Origin of the sequence: Halobacillus salinarum (assembly GCF_022919095.1) — a bacterium.
Lineage (GTDB): Bacteria > Bacillota > Bacilli > Bacillales > Halobacillaceae > Halobacillus_B > Halobacillus_B salinarum.
Window position 1 is genome coordinate 95,959 of sequence record NZ_CP095073.1, and the last position, 18,205, is coordinate 114,163.

Annotated in this window: 18 protein-coding genes and 1 pseudogene; 7 read left to right on the forward strand and 12 right to left on the reverse strand. The window is 42.0% G+C overall.

The window, feature by feature from the left end:
- Nucleotides 1-8: 8 nt before the first annotated feature.
- Genes MUN89_RS00475 through MUN89_RS00485 form a run of 3 tightly spaced genes read right to left on the reverse strand, consistent with a single transcriptional unit; the run spans nucleotide 9 to nucleotide 3,232 of the window.
- Nucleotides 9-1,991 (reverse strand): DUF6449 domain-containing protein, encoded by a 1,983-nt coding sequence (locus tag MUN89_RS00475; protein ID WP_244710521.1) that lies wholly within the window; start codon nucleotides 1,989-1,991, stop codon nucleotides 9-11.
- Nucleotides 1,966-2,862: an ABC transporter ATP-binding protein gene (locus MUN89_RS00480; RefSeq protein ID WP_244710523.1), complete on the reverse strand. Its 897-nt coding sequence runs from the start codon at nucleotides 2,860-2,862 to the stop codon at nucleotides 1,966-1,968. The genes MUN89_RS00475 and MUN89_RS00480 overlap by 26 nt, the downstream gene beginning before the upstream one ends.
- Entirely contained in the window at nucleotides 2,855-3,232 is a 378-nt protein-coding gene (locus tag MUN89_RS00485; RefSeq protein ID WP_244710524.1) for a GntR family transcriptional regulator, read from the reverse strand. Before MUN89_RS00485 ends, MUN89_RS00480 begins: the two co-directional genes overlap by 8 nt.
- Nucleotides 3,233-3,449: 217 nt before the next feature.
- Between MUN89_RS00485 and MUN89_RS00490 the strand changes: the two genes are divergently transcribed.
- Complete coding sequence (locus tag MUN89_RS00490) at nucleotides 3,450-4,253, forward strand: DUF2935 domain-containing protein (protein ID WP_244710526.1); 804 nt, start codon at nucleotides 3,450-3,452, stop codon at nucleotides 4,251-4,253.
- Between the two features lie 40 nt (nucleotides 4,254-4,293).
- Here MUN89_RS00490 and MUN89_RS00495 read toward each other — a convergent pair whose 3' ends face one another.
- Nucleotides 4,294-4,890 (reverse strand): flavin reductase family protein, encoded by a 597-nt coding sequence (locus tag MUN89_RS00495; RefSeq protein ID WP_244710528.1) that lies wholly within the window; start codon nucleotides 4,888-4,890, stop codon nucleotides 4,294-4,296.
- 141 nt (nucleotides 4,891-5,031) lie between these two features.
- Here MUN89_RS00495 and MUN89_RS00500 point away from each other — a divergent pair, with 141 nt between their 5' ends.
- Nucleotides 5,032-6,441, forward strand: a complete 1,410-nt coding sequence (locus MUN89_RS00500; protein WP_244710530.1) for an alanine/glycine:cation symporter family protein — start codon at nucleotides 5,032-5,034, stop codon at nucleotides 6,439-6,441.
- A gap of 139 nt (nucleotides 6,442-6,580) precedes the next feature.
- Nucleotides 6,581-7,669 carry an NAD(P)/FAD-dependent oxidoreductase gene (locus MUN89_RS00505; RefSeq protein WP_244710531.1) on the forward strand — a complete coding sequence of 363 codons (1,089 nt, stop codon included), beginning with the start codon at nucleotides 6,581-6,583 and terminating at the stop codon, nucleotides 7,667-7,669.
- 35 nt (nucleotides 7,670-7,704) lie between these two features.
- Here the strand turns inward: MUN89_RS00505 and MUN89_RS00510 are convergent, their stop codons facing one another.
- Nucleotides 7,705-8,283, reverse strand: coding sequence for a cell wall hydrolase (locus MUN89_RS00510; protein WP_244710533.1), 579 nt, complete (start codon nucleotides 8,281-8,283; stop codon nucleotides 7,705-7,707).
- A 180-nt stretch (nucleotides 8,284-8,463) separates the two neighbouring features.
- Between MUN89_RS00510 and MUN89_RS00515 the strand changes: the two genes are divergently transcribed.
- A complete protein-coding gene (locus tag MUN89_RS00515; protein WP_244710535.1) occupies nucleotides 8,464-8,754 on the forward strand; it encodes a GNAT family N-acetyltransferase in 291 nt (96 codons plus the stop codon).
- Here MUN89_RS00515 and uvsE read toward each other — a convergent pair.
- From uvsE to MUN89_RS00530, 3 genes are all read right to left on the reverse strand, one after another.
- Nucleotides 8,731-9,687, reverse strand: a complete 957-nt coding sequence (gene uvsE, locus MUN89_RS00520; RefSeq protein ID WP_244710537.1) for a UV DNA damage repair endonuclease UvsE — start codon at nucleotides 9,685-9,687, stop codon at nucleotides 8,731-8,733. The two genes, MUN89_RS00515 and uvsE, sit on opposite strands and share 24 nt — an antisense overlap.
- A gap of 164 nt (nucleotides 9,688-9,851) precedes the next feature.
- Nucleotides 9,852-10,676, reverse strand: coding sequence for an aldo/keto reductase (locus tag MUN89_RS00525; RefSeq protein WP_244710539.1), 825 nt, complete (start codon nucleotides 10,674-10,676; stop codon nucleotides 9,852-9,854).
- 84 nt (nucleotides 10,677-10,760) lie between these two features.
- Nucleotides 10,761-11,606 carry an SAM hydrolase/SAM-dependent halogenase family protein gene (locus MUN89_RS00530; protein ID WP_244710540.1) on the reverse strand — a complete coding sequence of 282 codons (846 nt, stop codon included), beginning with the start codon at nucleotides 11,604-11,606 and terminating at the stop codon, nucleotides 10,761-10,763.
- Between the two features lie 200 nt (nucleotides 11,607-11,806).
- Between MUN89_RS00530 and MUN89_RS00535 the strand changes: the two genes are divergently transcribed.
- Nucleotides 11,807-12,226, forward strand: coding sequence for a MarR family winged helix-turn-helix transcriptional regulator (locus tag MUN89_RS00535; RefSeq protein WP_244710542.1), 420 nt, complete (start codon nucleotides 11,807-11,809; stop codon nucleotides 12,224-12,226).
- Nucleotides 12,227-12,300: 74 nt separating this feature from the next.
- A pseudogene (locus MUN89_RS00540) lies at nucleotides 12,301-13,832 on the forward strand (MDR family MFS transporter).
- Nucleotides 13,833-13,858: 26 nt separating this feature from the next.
- On the opposite strand, the gene MUN89_RS00545 reads toward MUN89_RS00540, so the two are convergent.
- Genes MUN89_RS00545 through MUN89_RS00555 form a run of 3 tightly spaced genes read right to left on the reverse strand, consistent with a single transcriptional unit; the run spans nucleotide 13,859 to nucleotide 15,531 of the window.
- Nucleotides 13,859-14,350, reverse strand: coding sequence for a DUF1189 family protein (locus tag MUN89_RS00545; protein ID WP_244710544.1), 492 nt, complete (start codon nucleotides 14,348-14,350; stop codon nucleotides 13,859-13,861).
- 14 nt (nucleotides 14,351-14,364) lie between these two features.
- Nucleotides 14,365-14,619, reverse strand: a complete 255-nt coding sequence (locus MUN89_RS00550; RefSeq protein WP_244713511.1) for a YuzB family protein — start codon at nucleotides 14,617-14,619, stop codon at nucleotides 14,365-14,367.
- 21 nt (nucleotides 14,620-14,640) lie between these two features.
- Entirely contained in the window at nucleotides 14,641-15,531 is an 891-nt protein-coding gene (locus MUN89_RS00555; RefSeq protein ID WP_244710546.1) for a riboflavin kinase, read from the reverse strand.
- 150 nt (nucleotides 15,532-15,681) lie between these two features.
- Between MUN89_RS00555 and MUN89_RS00560 the strand changes: the two genes are divergently transcribed.
- Nucleotides 15,682-16,221, forward strand: a complete 540-nt coding sequence (locus MUN89_RS00560) for an HD domain-containing protein (RefSeq protein WP_244710548.1) — start codon at nucleotides 15,682-15,684, stop codon at nucleotides 16,219-16,221.
- Between the two features lie 150 nt (nucleotides 16,222-16,371).
- Here the strand turns inward: MUN89_RS00560 and MUN89_RS00565 are convergent, their stop codons facing one another.
- Complete coding sequence (locus MUN89_RS00565) at nucleotides 16,372-17,877, reverse strand: UDP-N-acetylmuramoyl-L-alanyl-D-glutamate--2,6-diaminopimelate ligase (protein WP_244710550.1); 1,506 nt, start codon at nucleotides 17,875-17,877, stop codon at nucleotides 16,372-16,374.
- Nucleotides 17,878-18,205: the final 328 nt, after the last annotated feature.

Genomic DNA, 18,205 nt, shown 5'->3' on the forward strand with positions numbered 1-18,205 from the left:
CTTCTCCTTCACTCCGTTTTTTCAAAATGTTCTGTTACAATTTCAGGAACTTTGCTGTCTTTGATTCCATAAACCTCCGTTCTATCAGAACCAGCACCTTTATAATTAAACTGGACAAGGTAGTTCGTATCGAAATGGTAGACACTCCGGGAAACATTCAGCAACTGCTTCATGTCCTGCTTATCAGTGAGCTCAAAGACATCAGCTGTTTCTGACTGCACCGTGTCAAAAAAGTACTGATCGTAACGCCATTGAATTACATTTTCTGGTGCTTTCATAATTTTCACAGACTCAAGATCGTTTACCGTGATAAACGCCTGATCATATAATCCATTCTTTTTCAGCCAGTCTACTGTATGAGTAAACTGTGGAGAGATTTGGATATTCATTTGTTTATTATCGCGTAAATAAGCACTGATACTCGTTGAATTAGCAGGAGCCGCCTGCATATTCTCATAAGATTCCTGCTTAAGATCTTCTCGTATGCGATCAAGCAATTCATTGATCTGGCTTTGTTCTGTGACGACTAATCCAACCCTTGATGGCTGGTTCGTGTGAAAACTCAGCTGGTGTATTTCTTCATTGCTTGTGGATAAGAGACGTTCTGTGTACTGTTTATATTCCAAAGATTCGTATATTGGTTTAAGAAATTCATTGATCCCAGTAAATTCGTTAAAATGGTATTCCCTCAATACTTTACTGCCATCTTTGAGCTTATAGGCAAGGAACAGGCTTCTTGTAGTGCCCTCCTCCGGAACCGAGTTATTAAGGAGCTGCTCGTGAAGCTTACGGGCGGCTTCTATCGTTGTTTTTTTTGTTAAATACTCCTCAGAGCTAGAATCCGGACGCATATAAGAATAGGAGGAACTTGCTACATATACTTTGTCTATGTTTTCTGTTTTAGGAATGCGCGTTTCATAACCGAAAGGATCTAGCTTAAGCAGAAGCACGAATACCGCAAAGACAACAACAAAGGCGCAATATCCTTTTAAAGCACGAAGAGAAAAGATCCGCCATGTTTTTTTAAGCAGCATCTCGGCAATGACATATCCGAGCAGTGATCCAGCCAAATAGCCAAACACGAGCCACGAGTAGCTGTATTGCGACTCCCAGAAATACATGCCTGACAATAACGTAAAACAAGCCGCGACTGAGTATTTGAAAAAGGGCTTTAATTTTGGATACGCCAGCGCCTGGGAAGTAGATTCAAGCGGACGTTTTTGATAAAAAAACAAAGCAAGTCCCAACAACACAACTGTAATTACAACGTATAGAATCACTTCACGAATCGAAATAGACAGATTCCCATTAGCAAACGTCAGCTTAGTTAATGGAGACAGGTCTTCCACTTGAAAATTGAAAATAAACTGAGTAGTAAACCCTTTTAAATAGATTTCCAAATTGGCAAAAATGAGTTCAAATAAGCCTAACGGCAGTAAGAGCATAATATAGGTAAGACCCGCTTGTACGACCGACATCGCCGTCATAACCCCGGCAAAAATTCCCGCCATATATAATAAAGAGGTTACTAAACTGATATATCCAACCCACTCCCAAATGTCAGAGGTCGTAAAAACTGCTTCGACATCAATGCTGGATTGGACAAGCTGTAAAGAACATCCTGTGAGTATTACTGGAATAATCAGCAGAATAAAACCGGTTACGACGTGCTGAATGAATAAATGCGTACGCTTTACAGGGAGGCTGTGAATAAAGTCAGAGTAAGAACGCACCTGCATATAACGGAAAAGAAACACGGCCATTAAAATCGGCATCGTACACACCAAAAGGGTCTGGTCTTGAAATGGATAGTTGAATAAACCTTGATCCTCCCGATAATTAACCACAAATACTTGATGCTCTGTTTCCATTAAAATGGACAGAGGAAAGACAAACAGCAGCCCTAGTAAATAGACGATGCTGATCCAGCCCACACTGCGGAGGTCCTGCTTTAACAGCTCTTTTTTAAACCATGATGTTTTCGATTGCATAGCCTGCACCTCCCATTTCGTAGATGAAAATCTCTTCGAGTGTAAGCGGGAGACGGTCGTAAAGCACTGGATGCATGGCCGTTATCTCTCGCTCGATTTTTTCTTCCTCTCCACGAAGGATCACAAGGTAAACACTCCCGCGTTTTTCTTTATACAGAACATTCAGTTTCTCAAACTCTTCTTCCTGATCGCCTTTAAAGGCCACCTGGACTTTATGAATATCCGACTTTAAATCATCCAGTTCACGCTCAAGAAGGAGTTTTCCTTGGTGAAGAATTCCAATATGATCACAGATGTCCTCGACCTCTCTTAAATTATGGGAGGAGATCACAACGGTCATTGAACGGTCTGCCACATCCTGGACGATTAAGTTCTTTACTTTCCTCCGCACAACCGCATCAAGCCCATCAAACGGTTCGTCCAATATCAGCACATCCGGCATAATCGACATCGCAAGCCAAAACGAAACCTGCCGCTGCATCCCCTTGGAGAACTGGCTGATTTTCTTATTTTCATCGAGTTGAAACAACTCTTGTAAATGGCTGTATCGCTCTTGACTCCAATTAGGATAGACATTTTCGAAATACTTAGCCATTTGTTTCGTCGTATATTGCGAGAAAAAGAAGGGTGCATCCGGAAGGAAGACGAGCCGGCTTTTTACATTCAAATTCTCAAAAATAGGCTGACCTTCGATATGAATGTCTCCAGTGTTTTGTTTGATAATTCCTGCCATCATCCTGAGAAGTGTCGTTTTACCAGCACCATTCGATCCAAGCAAACCATAGATGGAACCTTCTTGTATTTGGAATGTTACGTCATTGAGCGCTTCTGTCTTTTCAAAGGATTTATGCACGTGATTGATTTCAATCATTCTCAGTACCCCCTTTTACCTCTGCAATTAGTTGCTCCATTTCTTCCACCGTCATTCCTAAGTAGCTGGCTTCTGCAAGCAGCTTTCTCAATTCCTCGCGTACCTCAGCCAGTTTTTGTGAATTTTCCAGTGTCTCAAGCTTATGGACAAAGCTGCCTTTGCCTTTAAGCGAATAAATAAATCCTTGAGATTCTAATTCACGATAAGCCTTTTGAATGGTATTCGGATTGACGGTCAGCTGCTGAGCAAGCTCCCTGACCGAGGGAAGTTTTTCATCTGCTTGCATGATTCCTTCAATGATGAGCTGTTTAAATTTTTCAACCAGCTGCTCGTAAATGGGTTTACGGCTTCTGATGTCGAGCTCAAACATGCAACCACCTCCCTAAAATATGTACTGGACAGCTGTATTAACTGTATTAATATAAATAGTACAGTAATAGTATAATGAATCTTTCCTCGTTTGAAAAGTACTTTTTTATGGAAAATTTGTCCTTACGTAATTTAGAGAGGAGAAATTCATTCATGAAAGGAATTGGGTATGAATACTCTTTGAAGGGGAGTAGAGTCAACTATAGGAGGCGTCCCGATTGAAGAATTATGAAGCTACAGCGGCATTTGAACATTTATTCTGGCTGCAAATATTAGGTGACCATGCGCGTTTTATCCATGATGCCTTATACCCTGAAGAAACAGAAGCGCTCAGGATTAGTAAGGACTATATTGAAACGTGGGATTCTTATTTACAGGTGGCGAGGAATAAAGATGTGACTGACTTCCAGGCTTTCACATCTGAAGTGGACCCTGTCGCAAGAACATTCCATAAGTACACACTTGTGTTACTTGAAAAAAGTTTATTCGGGGAAATTAGTATTCATTTGAGCCCTACTTTTTTAAACCACATGGTGAATGAATTGGAAGAATACTTACTCGTGCTCAGTTATTTGAAAAAAGGCGACATTCCGCCTTTGTTTCATGAACTTCACCACCATATGCTGTGGCTGATGGATGCGGTAGGACATGCCGGGGCCATTAACGATGAGCTCGATGGAGTCGAAAAGCGGCTGTTAAAGAAAAGCCGCATGTTTGAAGAACAGTTCACCCAGTTTTACTTAAAGGCCGTCGAGCTTAATGGCTACTTACGAACGAATCAGCAGTCTTTTCCAGCATTAAGACGATTTAATAAAGAGGTCAAGGTAGAAATGAAGATTTTCAAAACCTTTTTGAGGGAGCTGGAGGAAATGGAGCTTACCGCAGAGATACTCGGCACATTCTCAGTGTTAATGGCTGACCATATGGCCCGGGAAGAATGCTATTATTTATACAAGCTGGCCGAAACCACTCAAGGTGAATATCCCGCCTGTGACCCCACCAGTCCAAGAATCGAACGGTAAAAAAGCATCCAAGCTGATAACGAGGCTTGGATGCTTTCTATTATTCTGGAAGATCCGGGTTTGGCAGTGTATAAAACTCTTTAATATAACTGTAATCCCCTGCCATTCTTCCGACTGGGGCAAGCTTATGAGGGTTAACCTTGTCCTTTTCCTCATAGACCTCTTCTTTAATGTGGTACCCTACTACTTTTCCTAATACAAGGTTATTCGAGCCAATCTCTATGATTTTGTCAAGCTGACATTCCATCGTCACCGGTGCTTCAGCTACAAGCGGTGCGTTCACCAGCCGGCACTGCTCCTCTAATGTGTCGGCAATGGTAAATTCATCCTCATGAGGTTCATAAGCTTTACTGCTTACATACATTTGATTCGCCAAGTGTTCAGAAACAATGTTAACAGCAAATTGCTTCGTCTCCCTTATATTTATAAGGGTATCTTTGTCTTTTTTTATGCTGCCGATAGAAAAACAAAGAGTGATGGGATCCATGGAAGCCACGGTAAAAAAACTGAATGGTGCCAGGTTCCGAACCCCACTGTCATTTACCGAAGACACCCATGCAATAGGGCGGGGGACAACAGCCCCTTTTATGAGTTTACTCATATCATGCTCGTGAAATTGACTTTGGCTGATAAACATCGACATCCTCCTCCATCATAAAACTATACTTCCATGATAGCTAAAACCGGTCGCAGGCACACATAAATTGCCTGAATTTTTTGTTTAATCAAAACAAATTAGGGAATATAAGGATAAAAATACATCGAGAGGAGTTCTTCAATGGAATTATGGAGCATGATAGAATCGGGGATCACCGGTATATCTAATTTCTTATGGAAGTACTTATTATCAATCTTACTTATTGCCGGCGGAATTTTTTTAACGTTCCGTATCAAATTTTTTCAATTTCGTTTCTTCGGCCATGTGCTTCACCAGACGATCGGACAAATCTTTAAGAAAAACAAACAGACGGGAACTATCACCCCCTTTCAAGCTTTCACCTCTGCACTCGCCTCTACCGCAGGTGCCACAAATATTGTCGGCGTACCCGTCGCCATCGCTCTTGGAGGTCCTGGCGCCTTATTTTGGATGTGGGTCGTAGCTGTTATTGGTATGGCCACGAAGTATGCAGAAATCCTGCTCGGTATGAAATACCGGGAAACAAATGAAAAGAACATTTGGGTGGGCGGTCCACAATATTACATCAAAAAAGCGTTAGGCTGGAAATGGGTATCTTCTGCATTTGCTTTTTTTCTTATGATCGAGTTAATTCCAAGTACGATGGTTCAGTCGAACTCGATCGCCACTCAGACGGAAGGAGCATTCGGCTGGTCGGTTTCCATCACAGGAATCGTCATGTGTCTAGCGATAGCTGTTGTTGTATTCGGAGGCATCGAGCGGATTGGTAAAGTCACTGATAAAATGGTGCCATTTATGGTATTAGCCTACGTTGCTGTTGCGCTGTACGTTATTCTTGCAAATGCGGGAGAGCTTCCTCGCGTATTAGGACTCGTTTTCAGCCATGCTTTCACACCGATTTCAGCAGCCGGCGGATTTGCAGGTGCAGGGATTGCCCAAGCTATCCGCTGGGGGGTCGCACGCGGGCTTTATTCCAATGAAGCTGGCTTAGGTACCGCTCCCATTGCTCACTCAGCAGCCAAAACCGATCATCCTTCCAAACAGGCACTTTGGGGAATCTTCAGCGTCTTTGTAGATACGATCGTGATCTGTACGATCTCCGGATTAGCAGTACTTGTAACCGGAGCGTGGAAACAGGTCGGGGTTGAGAATGCTTCCAATATGATCAATGTCGCTTTTGCCAGCGAGTTTGGTGATACATTCGGCGGAGGCTTCGTGAGTATCTTCTTAATCTTTTTTGTCATTACTACCATTGGTGTGCTTGTGTTTTACGGAGAAAAGCAAGCGGAATATTTGTTCAACTTAAATGCGGCCAGAGCGATGAGGTTAGTTTATATCGTCTCAGTTTTCATCGGCGCGATCGGCGGCCTGCAATTCGTGTGGCAGTTCCTCGATTTATTGCTTGCATTTGTTCTGCTCGCCAACATTATTCCTCTGCTGTTTCTTCATAATGAAATTGCAGACTTGACGGACGATTATGTGAACCGGGTCTATAAGAAAACGACGAAAGATAAAAAAGTCAGGCTCTTCCAAGAGGAAGACGCCAGTTAAATAAGACGCACCCTCAAGATAGCTTGTGGAGAAACCGATGGTTTCTCTACAAGCTTTTTAGTTACTCCATCATTTTTTCTTCCTATGGCTGTATATTCCCTGCTGTTCGGCAGACCCTAGAACTATTGGAGGGATGGATGTGAAAATTGCTATTATGGGTGCCGGATTATCCGGCCTTGCCTGCGCCGTGACGCTTGAGAAACATGGTTATCAGGCCGATATATTTGAAAGAAGGGGCATGGTCGGGGATCGGACGGTCTTTGCAGAAGGAATTTGTTCGATTTTTCATCCTCCTATCGTTGACTATATACGATTTTTATCAGAAACCTACGGACTGGAATTACGTCCGACCAGTAACCTGTATAAAATACATATTCACTCCCCCAATGAATCCGCCACCTTAGAAGGAAACCTTGGGTTTATTAACATGCGAGGCAAACATCCACAGTCTTACGATCAACAGTTGGCAGAACAATTAAAGTCTCCCATTACTTTTCATCACAAAGCCAGCTTAGAAGACATGGCAAAAGAATACACGCATATCATTATGGCGACCGGGGATCCTTTGGATACAAAGAAAATGCAGCCTTTTGATACCGCTTATCATGCCACTCTGCTCGGGGCAAAAATCGAAGGTGCGTTCAAACGCAATGAAATGCATGCTTGGTTTAATAATGCTATTGCACCTAAAGGAATGGCTTATATTCTCCCCCATTCTGAAAACGAAGCAAGTTTATTTTTAGTTTATCCGCAGACGCCAAAAAACCTGACTCTTGATAAAGACAAGCTTTGGAACTTATTAATCCCGGTAGTTGAAAAAACTTTAAACCAATCAATTACCATTGTAAATAAACATTCAGTCGAAGACTTTATGATTGGAAAAACAGCCTACCCCAGGATTGGCAACACCTTGTTTACTGGCAATTGCTTTGGCTGTATCTCCCCATTTATCGGATTCGGTGAATTCTCTGCTTTGCTCACAGGAATCTATGCTGCCGAAGACTTATGCGGGATCTCTGATTATCAGAAACAAACGAAGAAGCTTTACCAAAAATACCACGATTCGTTAACGCTTCGAAGGGCCATTGAGAAGCTGTCGAATGACCAGCTTGACCGTGTCGTGAAAAGCCTGCAATCTGAAAGAGTAGGAAAGATAATAACAAACCCTCATTTTCAAGTATTAAAGGTGCTCAGCCGTCTGCTTCACCCTTTTCACCGTGAAACGTAAAAAGCAAGCACCTTCGTACGGTGCTTGCTTTTTTTCTATCTCATAAATACGTGGTTGCCAATAACAGTTGTTACTTCTCGACTGCTCAAATAATCACTGGACGCTTTCCCTGGATTATAGAAAAATAAGGATTCGCGGTCATAGCCTTGATAACCAAGCGCTTCATTTACAGCCCGCTTAGATTCCCGGCTCGCTGCTTGATGAATTGTTCCATTTAATACAGGGGAAAACTGAGTTCCGTCATAAACAACACCTCGAAGAGAATCAGGAAACTCATCACTTTCCACGCGGTTTAATACAACAGTTGCAACAGCTACCTTACCCGCATAACTTTCTCCTTTAGCTTCTGCCTCTACCAATCTTGCTAATAGATTCTTTTCAGAAGCATTTAACATAACCGGGAGCTTAAGGGTCTGCCCAGGATAAATCATTGATTTATTTAAATGATTCATTGCTTTTAATTGCTGAGCAGAAATGCCGTATTGTTTCCCAACCTTATACAGCGATTCTCCTTTTTGCACGGTGTGCGTTTGATTGCTGGCTGCGTTGACCTGCGATGAGAAAGTAAATGAGCATATAATAGCTAAGGATGCAATCAAAAATCGTTTAAGCATAATCTACCTCCTTTAAAATTCATCCCCTACAACCTATCACAGGCTTACGACTATTTCACTATTAATTATTTCCAACATTACCAATTGCTCAATTAATCACATAAAGCCTCAGGTGTGCACACTGGAAATATGCTATTATACTTCTATATGAAGATATGGACTTAGGAGGTATAAGGAACTATGGAAATCTATTTAAGAGAGGTAAAAGAACAAGATTGGAGGAGCGTTCACAACTATGCTTCTTTAGAAAAAGTAAGTCGATATCAGCCATGGGGTCCTAACTCCGAAGAGGAAACCGAAGCGTTTATTCAAGAAGCTGTAAAAGCTGCTCTTGAGGTTCCTAGGACCAGGTATGCTTACGCTATCATGACTCAAGGTTTAATCGGGATGGCGGGATTCTTTGATATTCAGACTTCTGGAACAGGAGTATCAGCAACAAGTGAACATTTAAAGTTCAACCGCTGCCCCTGAAATACGATTAACCTCTCTCAATCCAGCAAAATCAGCTGCGAATTTTAACAACGCTTTATCTTTTTCCTTGGCTTCAATCATAAAATCAACATCTTGATTTAATGCCTTCAATTCTGAAATGAGAGGCTTTATGAAGGAAAGATCGATATAATCGGCATGTCGTCTGAAATGCTGTAGTGTTCTAGGAGATGAAATATGAATCTTCGGCGGAAACGGGTTCCCTTTCCACGTTTCAAAAAAGCGTGGGAGTAGTTCTCTCAATGTCTCTTCTTCGCTATGGTTGGCAACAAAATGGTGATAATCAAACATCATAGGCACAGACTCTTTCTCACAAACGCCTAACGTTTCCTCAGTCGTATAAGTTTTATCATCATTTTCTAAAGTCAGTTGTTTCTTAATGGGAAGCGGCAGCTTTTTTATATTGGTGTGAAACCGTTCGATAGCTGCCTGTTTATTGCCATAGGCACCGCCGACGTGAAGATTAAGATGAGTCTCCTTTTCCAGGCCCATGGCCTTAAGCAAAGCGTAATGATAGTCCATATCCTCTATGGCATTTGCCGTTACATGCGGTTTATCACTCGTAAATAATGTAAACTGGTTCGGGTGGAAGCTTGTTCTCATATTATGCCCCCTTACAAGTTCCCCTATCTCTTCGTACTCTTTTTTAAAAGGAGTAAGATAATCCCATTCCACTTCCTTATGTGTCGCAAGCGGAATCAGCGATGAAGAAAAACGGTACACCTCTATTTCATGGGCAATATTGTAATGCAGCGCACGCTTGGTATGCTCAAGATTAGCTTTCGTGATCCTTTGAAGTTCATTTTCGCGTGAAGAGACATCAAGCTTTTGATACCGGGTAAAGGTGATTGTCTTTGCCGGTGTTGCTTCAAAAAGAGACAAAGCGTGAGCCACATATCCTATTCTAATTTTCATCGATACCGCTCCTTTACAGCTCAGCTGTTTCATTATTTTCCCCAGTTGTTTCTTAAGTATTTGCCTCGATGTGCCATATGTAAATTTTCTTGTCCCCATAAAAAAAGACTGCCTGTTGAACATTCAGGCAGTTTAAAAGACGCCTATGGAGGCGTCTTTTTAGATTATCGATGATTCATTTCAGCAGGCTTCGGACCTTTTCTTTCACCGCGGTCAAGACTGTTAATCTGATTCATCTCTTCTGTATTCAGTTCAAAATCAAACACATCGAAATTTTCTTCAATTCTGTGTGGAGTCACAGATTTAGGAATGACGACTGATCCGCTTTGCAGGTGCCAGCGGATGACAACTTGTGCTCCCGTTTTGCCGTATTTCTCAGCAATAGATTGTATGACGTCATCCTTCAGGACTTCGCCACCCTGCATCAGCGGGCTCCATGCTTCAATGAGAATGCCTTGCTCCCGGCAGAATTCTTTCAGTTCGTGCTGGGCAAGGTATGGATGACACTCCACTTGGTTTACCGCTGGTTTCACATCACATTCGTTTAAAAGACGCTGCAGATGCTCCTGATCGAAGTTACAGACGCCGATTGCTTTCGTCTTGCCATCCTTCTGCAGCTGCTCTAATGCTTTATACGTTTCTACATATTGATCGAATTCCGGGGTCGGCCAGTGAATCAAGTACAAGTCCACATAATCAAGTCCAAGTTTTTCCAAGCTTTCGTCCATGGCTTTTAACGTGTTTTCATACCCCTGGTCTGCGTTCCAGACTTTCGTAGTTATGAAAAGCTCTTCCCGTGGGAGACCGCTCTTTTGAATCGCTTCCCCTACTTGACGTTCATTTCCATAAATAGCTGCTGTGTCAATAGAACGATAGCCAACTTCAATCGCTTTTGTTACAGCAGGGACTGCTTCATTTTCCTTTACCTGCCAAACACCAAAGCCTAGCTGAGGCATTTGCACGCCATTATGTAGCGTCATGAATTCCATGTGAACTCTTCCTTTCTATTAAAGGTTTACATGGTAAGTTTAGCATAGGAAAATTTGGAATTCTTCTATTTTGCTTTCGCAGGGTCAGTCCTTAACCTTGCGAAAGGTTATCTCCCAATTCGAGCCGGTACCGATTCCATAAGCATTCGCAAACGAACCCTGATTGATCGCAACAGCCAGGTTATCCAGGGAATTAATATACACAAGCGGCTCCCCCATATGGGTATCCGCAAAGGAACGTCCAAAAGTCATATCATTTTGGTAAACCGTTCTTCCGTCATGTCTAATCGTGACTTCAAGTGCATCTCCAAAACTTATATCCAGCTCTTTAAACATCTCCCTTTGGATGTTCGTCCATAAATTACCGAAACGAATATCCAATATATCAATGATTCCCTCCGCTTGACTCCCGTCTATCCGCGATTCTTTTACGTTCAATTCTACTAACGAAGAGACATCGACTTTCGGCCCGACTTGTTCAAAGGAAATGGCCCCAGCGGCAAGTCTTGCCCCGGTATAGGCATAAATATCCCGCCCGTGAAAGGTATAAGATTCCCCTGATTTTGGCAGGCGGTTCGTCGACTCATCAATTTCTCTAGCCTCCACAATTCCTGTTGTCCGGCTGATATGGGTGAGACTCCCATTATCAGGAGTAATGATGTAGTGCCCCGATGCGGTTTTCACTCCTAGACTCCTTCTGGTCGACCCTACTCCAGGGTCAATGACAGAAACAAAAACGGTTCCTTCTTTCCAGTACTTCATGGTCTGCCATAACCGGTAAGAGGCGTCCCAGATTTTAAAAGGAGGAATATCGTGAGTCAGGTCAAAAATGGAAAGCCCTGCTTCAACAGAATGAGCTACTCCATGCATCGCGCTTACAGCTCCGTCACTGATGCCAAAGTCTGATTGCATTACTAAAGCCTTCGCCATAAACATAAACCACCTTTTTATTGTTTTACCTGATTATATTCGCTTTTCAAAGGGGCTTTCCCTTTATTCTCCTATTCTAATGCGTTTTCCCTTAAGATTTCGAATATTTTTGTATTGTTAACTTTTGAAATATTTATTGATTAAATATTTAACCTGGTTTAATATTCATATAGTGATTGAACTTTCAAGGAGAGATGATCGTGTTAGAAAACGATACAAAAAGCTTAATCGCTGAACTGGAACTGAGTATGCGTTCCTTTATCAGGGATTATCGAAAAGAATTGAACGAAGTGCTGGGGGATGGTTTTACGAGCAGTGAATTCAGCTTTCTTCGTGCCATTCACGAAAATAACTGTCAAAACGTCACGAGGCTTGCCACCCTCTTAAACGTATCAAACAGCCATGCTACTTCTGTCATGGACCGCCTTGAAGCTAAAGGACTTCTCACCAGGACCCGTTCTGAAAAAGATCGTCGTGTGGTCGTTTTTATGCTTACCGAGGAAGGCGAAAAAATCTTCAACTCCCTCGATAAAAGACGGGAAGCTTATATGGAAGAACGATTTAACAAGCTGTCTCACGAAGAAATCAAGGAACTAATTCGTATTTTTAAAAGTCTTTAATACAAAGGAGAAGTGTGATGGAGCATCTAGAGCACAAACAAAAAGTAACAATAATGATCGCCATTATGGCTGCCATGCTGTTTGCCGCGCTTAATCAGACGATTGTAGGAACAGCCCTGCCGATTATTGTTGCGGATATCGGAGGCATGGATTACTTCAGCTGGGTATTCACAATCTACATGCTTACAACAAGCATTACTGCCATACTCGTAGGTAAACTATCCGATACTTACGGACGTAAACCGTTTATCCTTACAGGAATCGGCATTTTCATTCTAGGGTCTTTCTTATCAGGAACCTCTGTGAATATCTATCAATTAATTATTTACCGAGGTTTACAAGGTTTTGGCGGTGGAATGATCATGTCCACAGCTTTTACAGCCATCGGGGATTTATTTGCTCCTCGTGAACGCGGCCGTTGGCAGGGATTAATGAGTTCTGTTTTCGGTCTGGCAAGCGTCTTTGGACCGACTCTCGGGGCTATATTGTAGATACGTGGGAATGGAATTGGGTTTTCTGGGTATTCCTTCCATTTGGTGTCGTAGCCTTTGTGATGATTTGGAAGATGTTTCCCAACGTAAAATCGGCTGAAAAAACGTCTGTCGATTTTATAGGTGCGGTTGTCCTTGCTTTAACGATCGTACCGCTGCTCTTAGCTTTTTCATGGGCGGGAAAAACGTACGCTTGGGATTCCGCAATGATCATTGGTTTATTCAGCTGGTCCGCTGTGGCATTAGCTGTCTTCATCTTTATTGAAACAAAAGCCAAAAACCCTATCATTCCTCTGCATTTATTTAAAAATAGTATTTTTTCTATTTCCAACCTTGGCGGACTGTTGATGGGCATGGGCATGTTCGGGGCGATTATGTATATGCCGTTTTTCGTGCAGGGGGTACTCGGAATTTCCGCTACCCGTACCGGCTTTGTGATGATGTCGATGATGCTGAGTATGGTCATCACGAGTACAATCGGCGGGCAGTTAATTACGAAAACAGGAAAGTATAAAGTGTTTGCTTTAGCAGGATTAATTATTATGGGCTTTGGAATGTTTTTAATGTCCCGAATGGATGTTGATACCACACTTCTTGGCGCCATCCGAAACTTAATCTGTGTCGGGCTGGGTCTTGGTTTAACATTCCCTGTTCTTACCTTAACTGTGCAGAATGCTGTCGATCATAAGTATTTAGGTGTAGCAACGTCAGCTTCTCAATTCTTCCGCCAGGCGGGAGGAACAATCGGGGTTTCCATTATGGGGTCGATCATGAATATCATTATGCGGGATAAAATGACTGCGCTCGCTGCTGACCATGCTCAACAGACCGCTGGCATAAAGGATATTGCAGCGATTGAAGATCCGCAGGTACTTATGGATTCTGATAAAATTGCCCAGTTTAAAGAGACTCTGCCCGACCAAATGCTGCCCGTATTGAATGAGATCGTTGGCACGATGCGAAACGTGTTAAGTACAGCTTTAGACGGATCATTTTTATTTGGAACATGCGTCCTTGCCTGCGCTTTTGTACTCCTTCTTTTCTTAAGAGAAATCCCATTGAGGATGACCAACCGAACCGATGAAAAACCAAAAGAACAGTCAAAAATAAGCTGAAAAGCTGCCCATATGGGCAGCTTTTATTATGGTGCAGCTTTCTTTGCACGCGGGTATGCTTTTATCATTTTGTACATATAGAAAAACAAAATGGAGATGAACAAGAGAAAGCTTATCCAGTTCGGAACAGGTGTGTGTTTTAAGATCGAGCTTATAATTAAAGGAATAGTCGCTGCATATACCACCATTTTCCACAGCTGCTGATAGATCAGCTTTCGATGCAGGAATTTTTTTAATAACAGAGCGCCTCCAGCTAAAATCGATATTCCGACCAAAATCATGCTGATGAGGTACATGGGGTAAAAAAAGAAAACCTGAGCCATATATAAGCCCCTCTCATTCGTCTCAAGCTGCTCATTCAAATGCTGTATAGTCAAAATGAGGTCGGGTAAAAAAAGAAGACACAGCAAAATAAAGATATACCCGATGGTACTCGTCATTCCCTTTCGGTTTAAATGAAACATTGCTTTCTTTTTTGGAAGCTGCAGACTATGCCACAGCGAATCAAAAAACCCCATCCTGCTCCCCCATTTTAATCTGCATAGATTGCCAATTCCTCTTCAATTTTTGCACGAATTTTATCTAACGCTTCTTCCGGTGTTTTACCGAATATCCGTTGATTATTTACGATTGCATACGGTTTTAAAGCGCAGAGTCCGCAAAAAGACAGGCATTCGTTTTGAAGGACAGCAACATCAGGGTATTCAGATTCAATAATTGTCTCGATATCCAATTCGTTTATCAAGTTGCTGTCACAAACTTCTACTACAACTACCCCATCGTTGATTTCTCCTTTTCTAAGTTGTTCCTAAAGTCCAAGTAAAGTACGAGCCTGATGTTCATCCTGTTTCATCTGATCGACAAGGTCTTCCATTCCGTCAAAATTCACTTCATCCCTTAAATGACGGAGAAATTTGACAGTGACCTCCTGATTATATACATCCCCGGAAAAGTCGAGAAGATACGCTTCCACTTTATAAGAGTCCCCCTGAACGGTAGGGCGGTATCCTGCACTTATTAGTGTATAGTACCAGGACCCTGACGAGATCTCTACAGTACCCAGGTAAACGCCAGGCTTCACCTGAATATACTCGTCAATACCTCCCAAATTCAGAGTTGGGAACCCTAGTTTCCTGCCTAACTGCTCTCCTTTTTCCACAACTCCTGAAACCTCGTAAGGACGGCCAAGCATAGCTTGGACCGCTTCCATCCTTCCTTGTTTCACCAGTGGTTTTATTGACTCTGAATCTACTTCTTTTCCTTGTAAAGTTACCGTTGGCAGTGCCTTGATAGGAGCGTGCAGTCTCTTCCCCCACTTCTCCATGCTAAATTCTCCGCCTTCAGAAGGGTTAAAGGATTCAGAAATATAGATCTGTTTGATTTTAAACAACTGCAAATGTTTTGTGATCAAATCCTGGAGAGGCATGTCTTCCTTTTCATCAACTTCGATATAATAATAGCGGTCCACGCCTCTTTCAATAAACAATTTTTCTTTATCTTTCAGGGATGTCAGAGCTTCTCCATACTTGGATTGTCGTTCGATGCTTAAAACAGCTAATCGTTCTCTTTCATGGGTAACCGATTTTACTTCTTCAAGCAAATGCTGGTGGCCGATATGAAAGCCATCAAAAAAATCAATAACCATAATGACAGGCTCGATGCCCTTTGAAGCAGACGACGGCAATTGGATCGTTTCCATAAACATTGTATCCCCTTTTGCGTTAAGCTATTATTAAACTTATTAATTATATAATATCAAATTATATTTAAGCAAGCCTCATGCGCAATTTCAACTATTTTGCATGTTAAATCAAACGTTTGTTTAAATCAATATACAGGAGGTTTCATCATGCTTAACAAGGCAAAAGCTTTCGCTGAGAAAGCCCACCGCGGACAAACAAGAAAAAATTCAAATACCGATTATATTGTGCACCCAATCCGTGTTGCAGAACGTCTGTCTGAAGCAGGCTGCAGTGAAGCGGTGATTAGTGCAGGCTATTTGCATGATGTAGTCGAAGATACATCTGTAAATCTTGAAGATCTTGTCAGAGAATTCGGCCAAGAAGTTGCCCGTATAGTGTCAGCACACACTGAAGATAAGTCTAAGTCATGGCAGGAAAGAAAACAGCATACTATTGATACACTGCGTACGGCACCGAAAGAAGTTAAATGTTTAATTGTTGCGGATAAACTGGATAATCTCTTATCACTTGAAGAAGATTTGAAGCGAATCGGAAATGATGTCTGGGAAAACTTTAACGCTGGAAAAGACCATCAAAGATGGTATTACGAGTCGATTGCAAAGGAAATGGACAATAACTTATCCGAAGCAGAAATCCCTCTGTTTTTTAAAGAATATACACGCACGCTTTATCGGGTATTTACGTAAATTCCTGACGTGCTTTTAAAGACTTTCCGTTACAGGGAGGGCGTTCCTTATTCGCACATATATTCTTGAACTTAATAAGCCATGAGCTCCTGAAAATGCTTCTCTTTCCTTCAAAAAGGATAATCAAAAACATAGGGAGTAGTTGTTCAGTTAATCTGATTTTAACTGAGGACGTGACTTATAGAATTGCTTAATGATTTCCTCATCAGAATGAGGGATTTCTTTCCCTCTCACGAGCTGGGCTTCATTGATACATCCACTCGTAAGCAGGATCAGATCATTATGACGTGCAAGGGAAAGAGCGCGGAGCACTCCTTCTTTTCGTGTCAGAGAGGTAAATATATTTTGAGCTCCCGGCTCCTTGAATCCGCTCAATACTTTGTCTACGATGGTTTGAGGATCATGGAACCCGGGATGGTCAACAGTAACAATAACGGTGTCCGCTTTCCCTTCAATGGCGGCTGCCATTTTTGGCATTTTATTAAAATCACGAATCCCAATACCTGCAATCATGACGATTAGTCTTCCGTAATTTAACTTTTTCACTTCCTCTAATAAGCGATTTAAAGCTACAGGGGTGTGAGCATAATCTAGAATGATCTTTTGATTATCGGATCCTTGAATCATTTGAAAACGGCCAACGGGGCTTTCCAGCTTAGGCAGAACGTCAACGATGTCTTCAATAGAAAAATTCAAATGCAACGCTGCCCCGATTGCAGACAACACATTAGCCACATTGTACGTCCCGTACACAGGAACGTTGACAAAAAATGATTTCCCCAGAACGGTTAAATAAAATACCGATCCATTTTCGTTCTGCTGAATCTGTTCAGCGCAAATGTCTGCTTCTGGGTGTCCTTCAATGCTGTAGGTCCACACAGGTCCCGAAAATGCCTGCAGCAGGTCTTTCCCCATCCCTTGATCATCTACATTGACCACAGCGGTATCCGCTTGTTCAAACAGCCGCATTTTTGACATTTTGTAATGTTCCATCGTGTGATGGTACTCCAAATGTTCTTCTGAGAAATTTGTATGGACAGCCACATCGAATTGAATCCCTTCCACTCGCTGCTGATCCATTCCTATAGACGTAACCTCCATCGCTGCAGCCTGATCCCCAAAAGAGCGAAATTCCCAAAGGATTTGATAAATATCCAAAGATTCAGGGGTAGTTGGCGTCGATTTTTTATAAACGAGCTTTTCTTTTGAAGACCATATGCCAGTCGTCCCAATCGAACCTGTCCGCATACCAAGTAACGTTAAGAGAGACCGGATATAAGCGGCTACCGTAGTCTTTCCATTCGTTCCGGTTACCCCTACCGTCTTCAAGCTTTCATCCGCATCTTCAAAAAAGTGCTTGGCCACGCAAGCCATCGCTGAACGAACATCTGCCACGCAAATAAACGTACGTTGTGGAAATCTTCTATGCAGGTCTGCCATTAACCGTTCCTCACATCCAACAATTACGGAAGCACCCAGGTCAAGTGCCTCATCAATATAGTGGTGGCCATCCGCATGCTCACCTTTCATACTAAAAAAAACAGCACCAGCACAAGATCGCTTAGAATGGAAACATAGCTTAGAGACACGTTGAGATACAGGTCCATATATTTGCTGAACGACTAAATTCTTCACTTGATCAAATTGAATAATCATGGCAGATCCCTCACTCTGTTATTTTTTCTTGATTGCATTATTTTTCTATGTACAAAACAAGGAGCAAGTGGTTGTCGTAGTAGGATATTTTAAAAAATCCATTTATAGGAGTTAGACATCATGAAGTGACTACTCTATAAATGGTTTTACTTGTACAGCTATAGCTTTTTCCATCGGGATATTAATATTCCACGTTCCGTTTTCCAATTTAATGGAAATACCTATCCCCCTATTTGCCTTATTACTGTATTCTCGGTTAATTCCCTCACTTCCTTGTATTTAATTAAAAAATCTTTAAAATAAGACTTTTGATGCCATGGTAAATGAT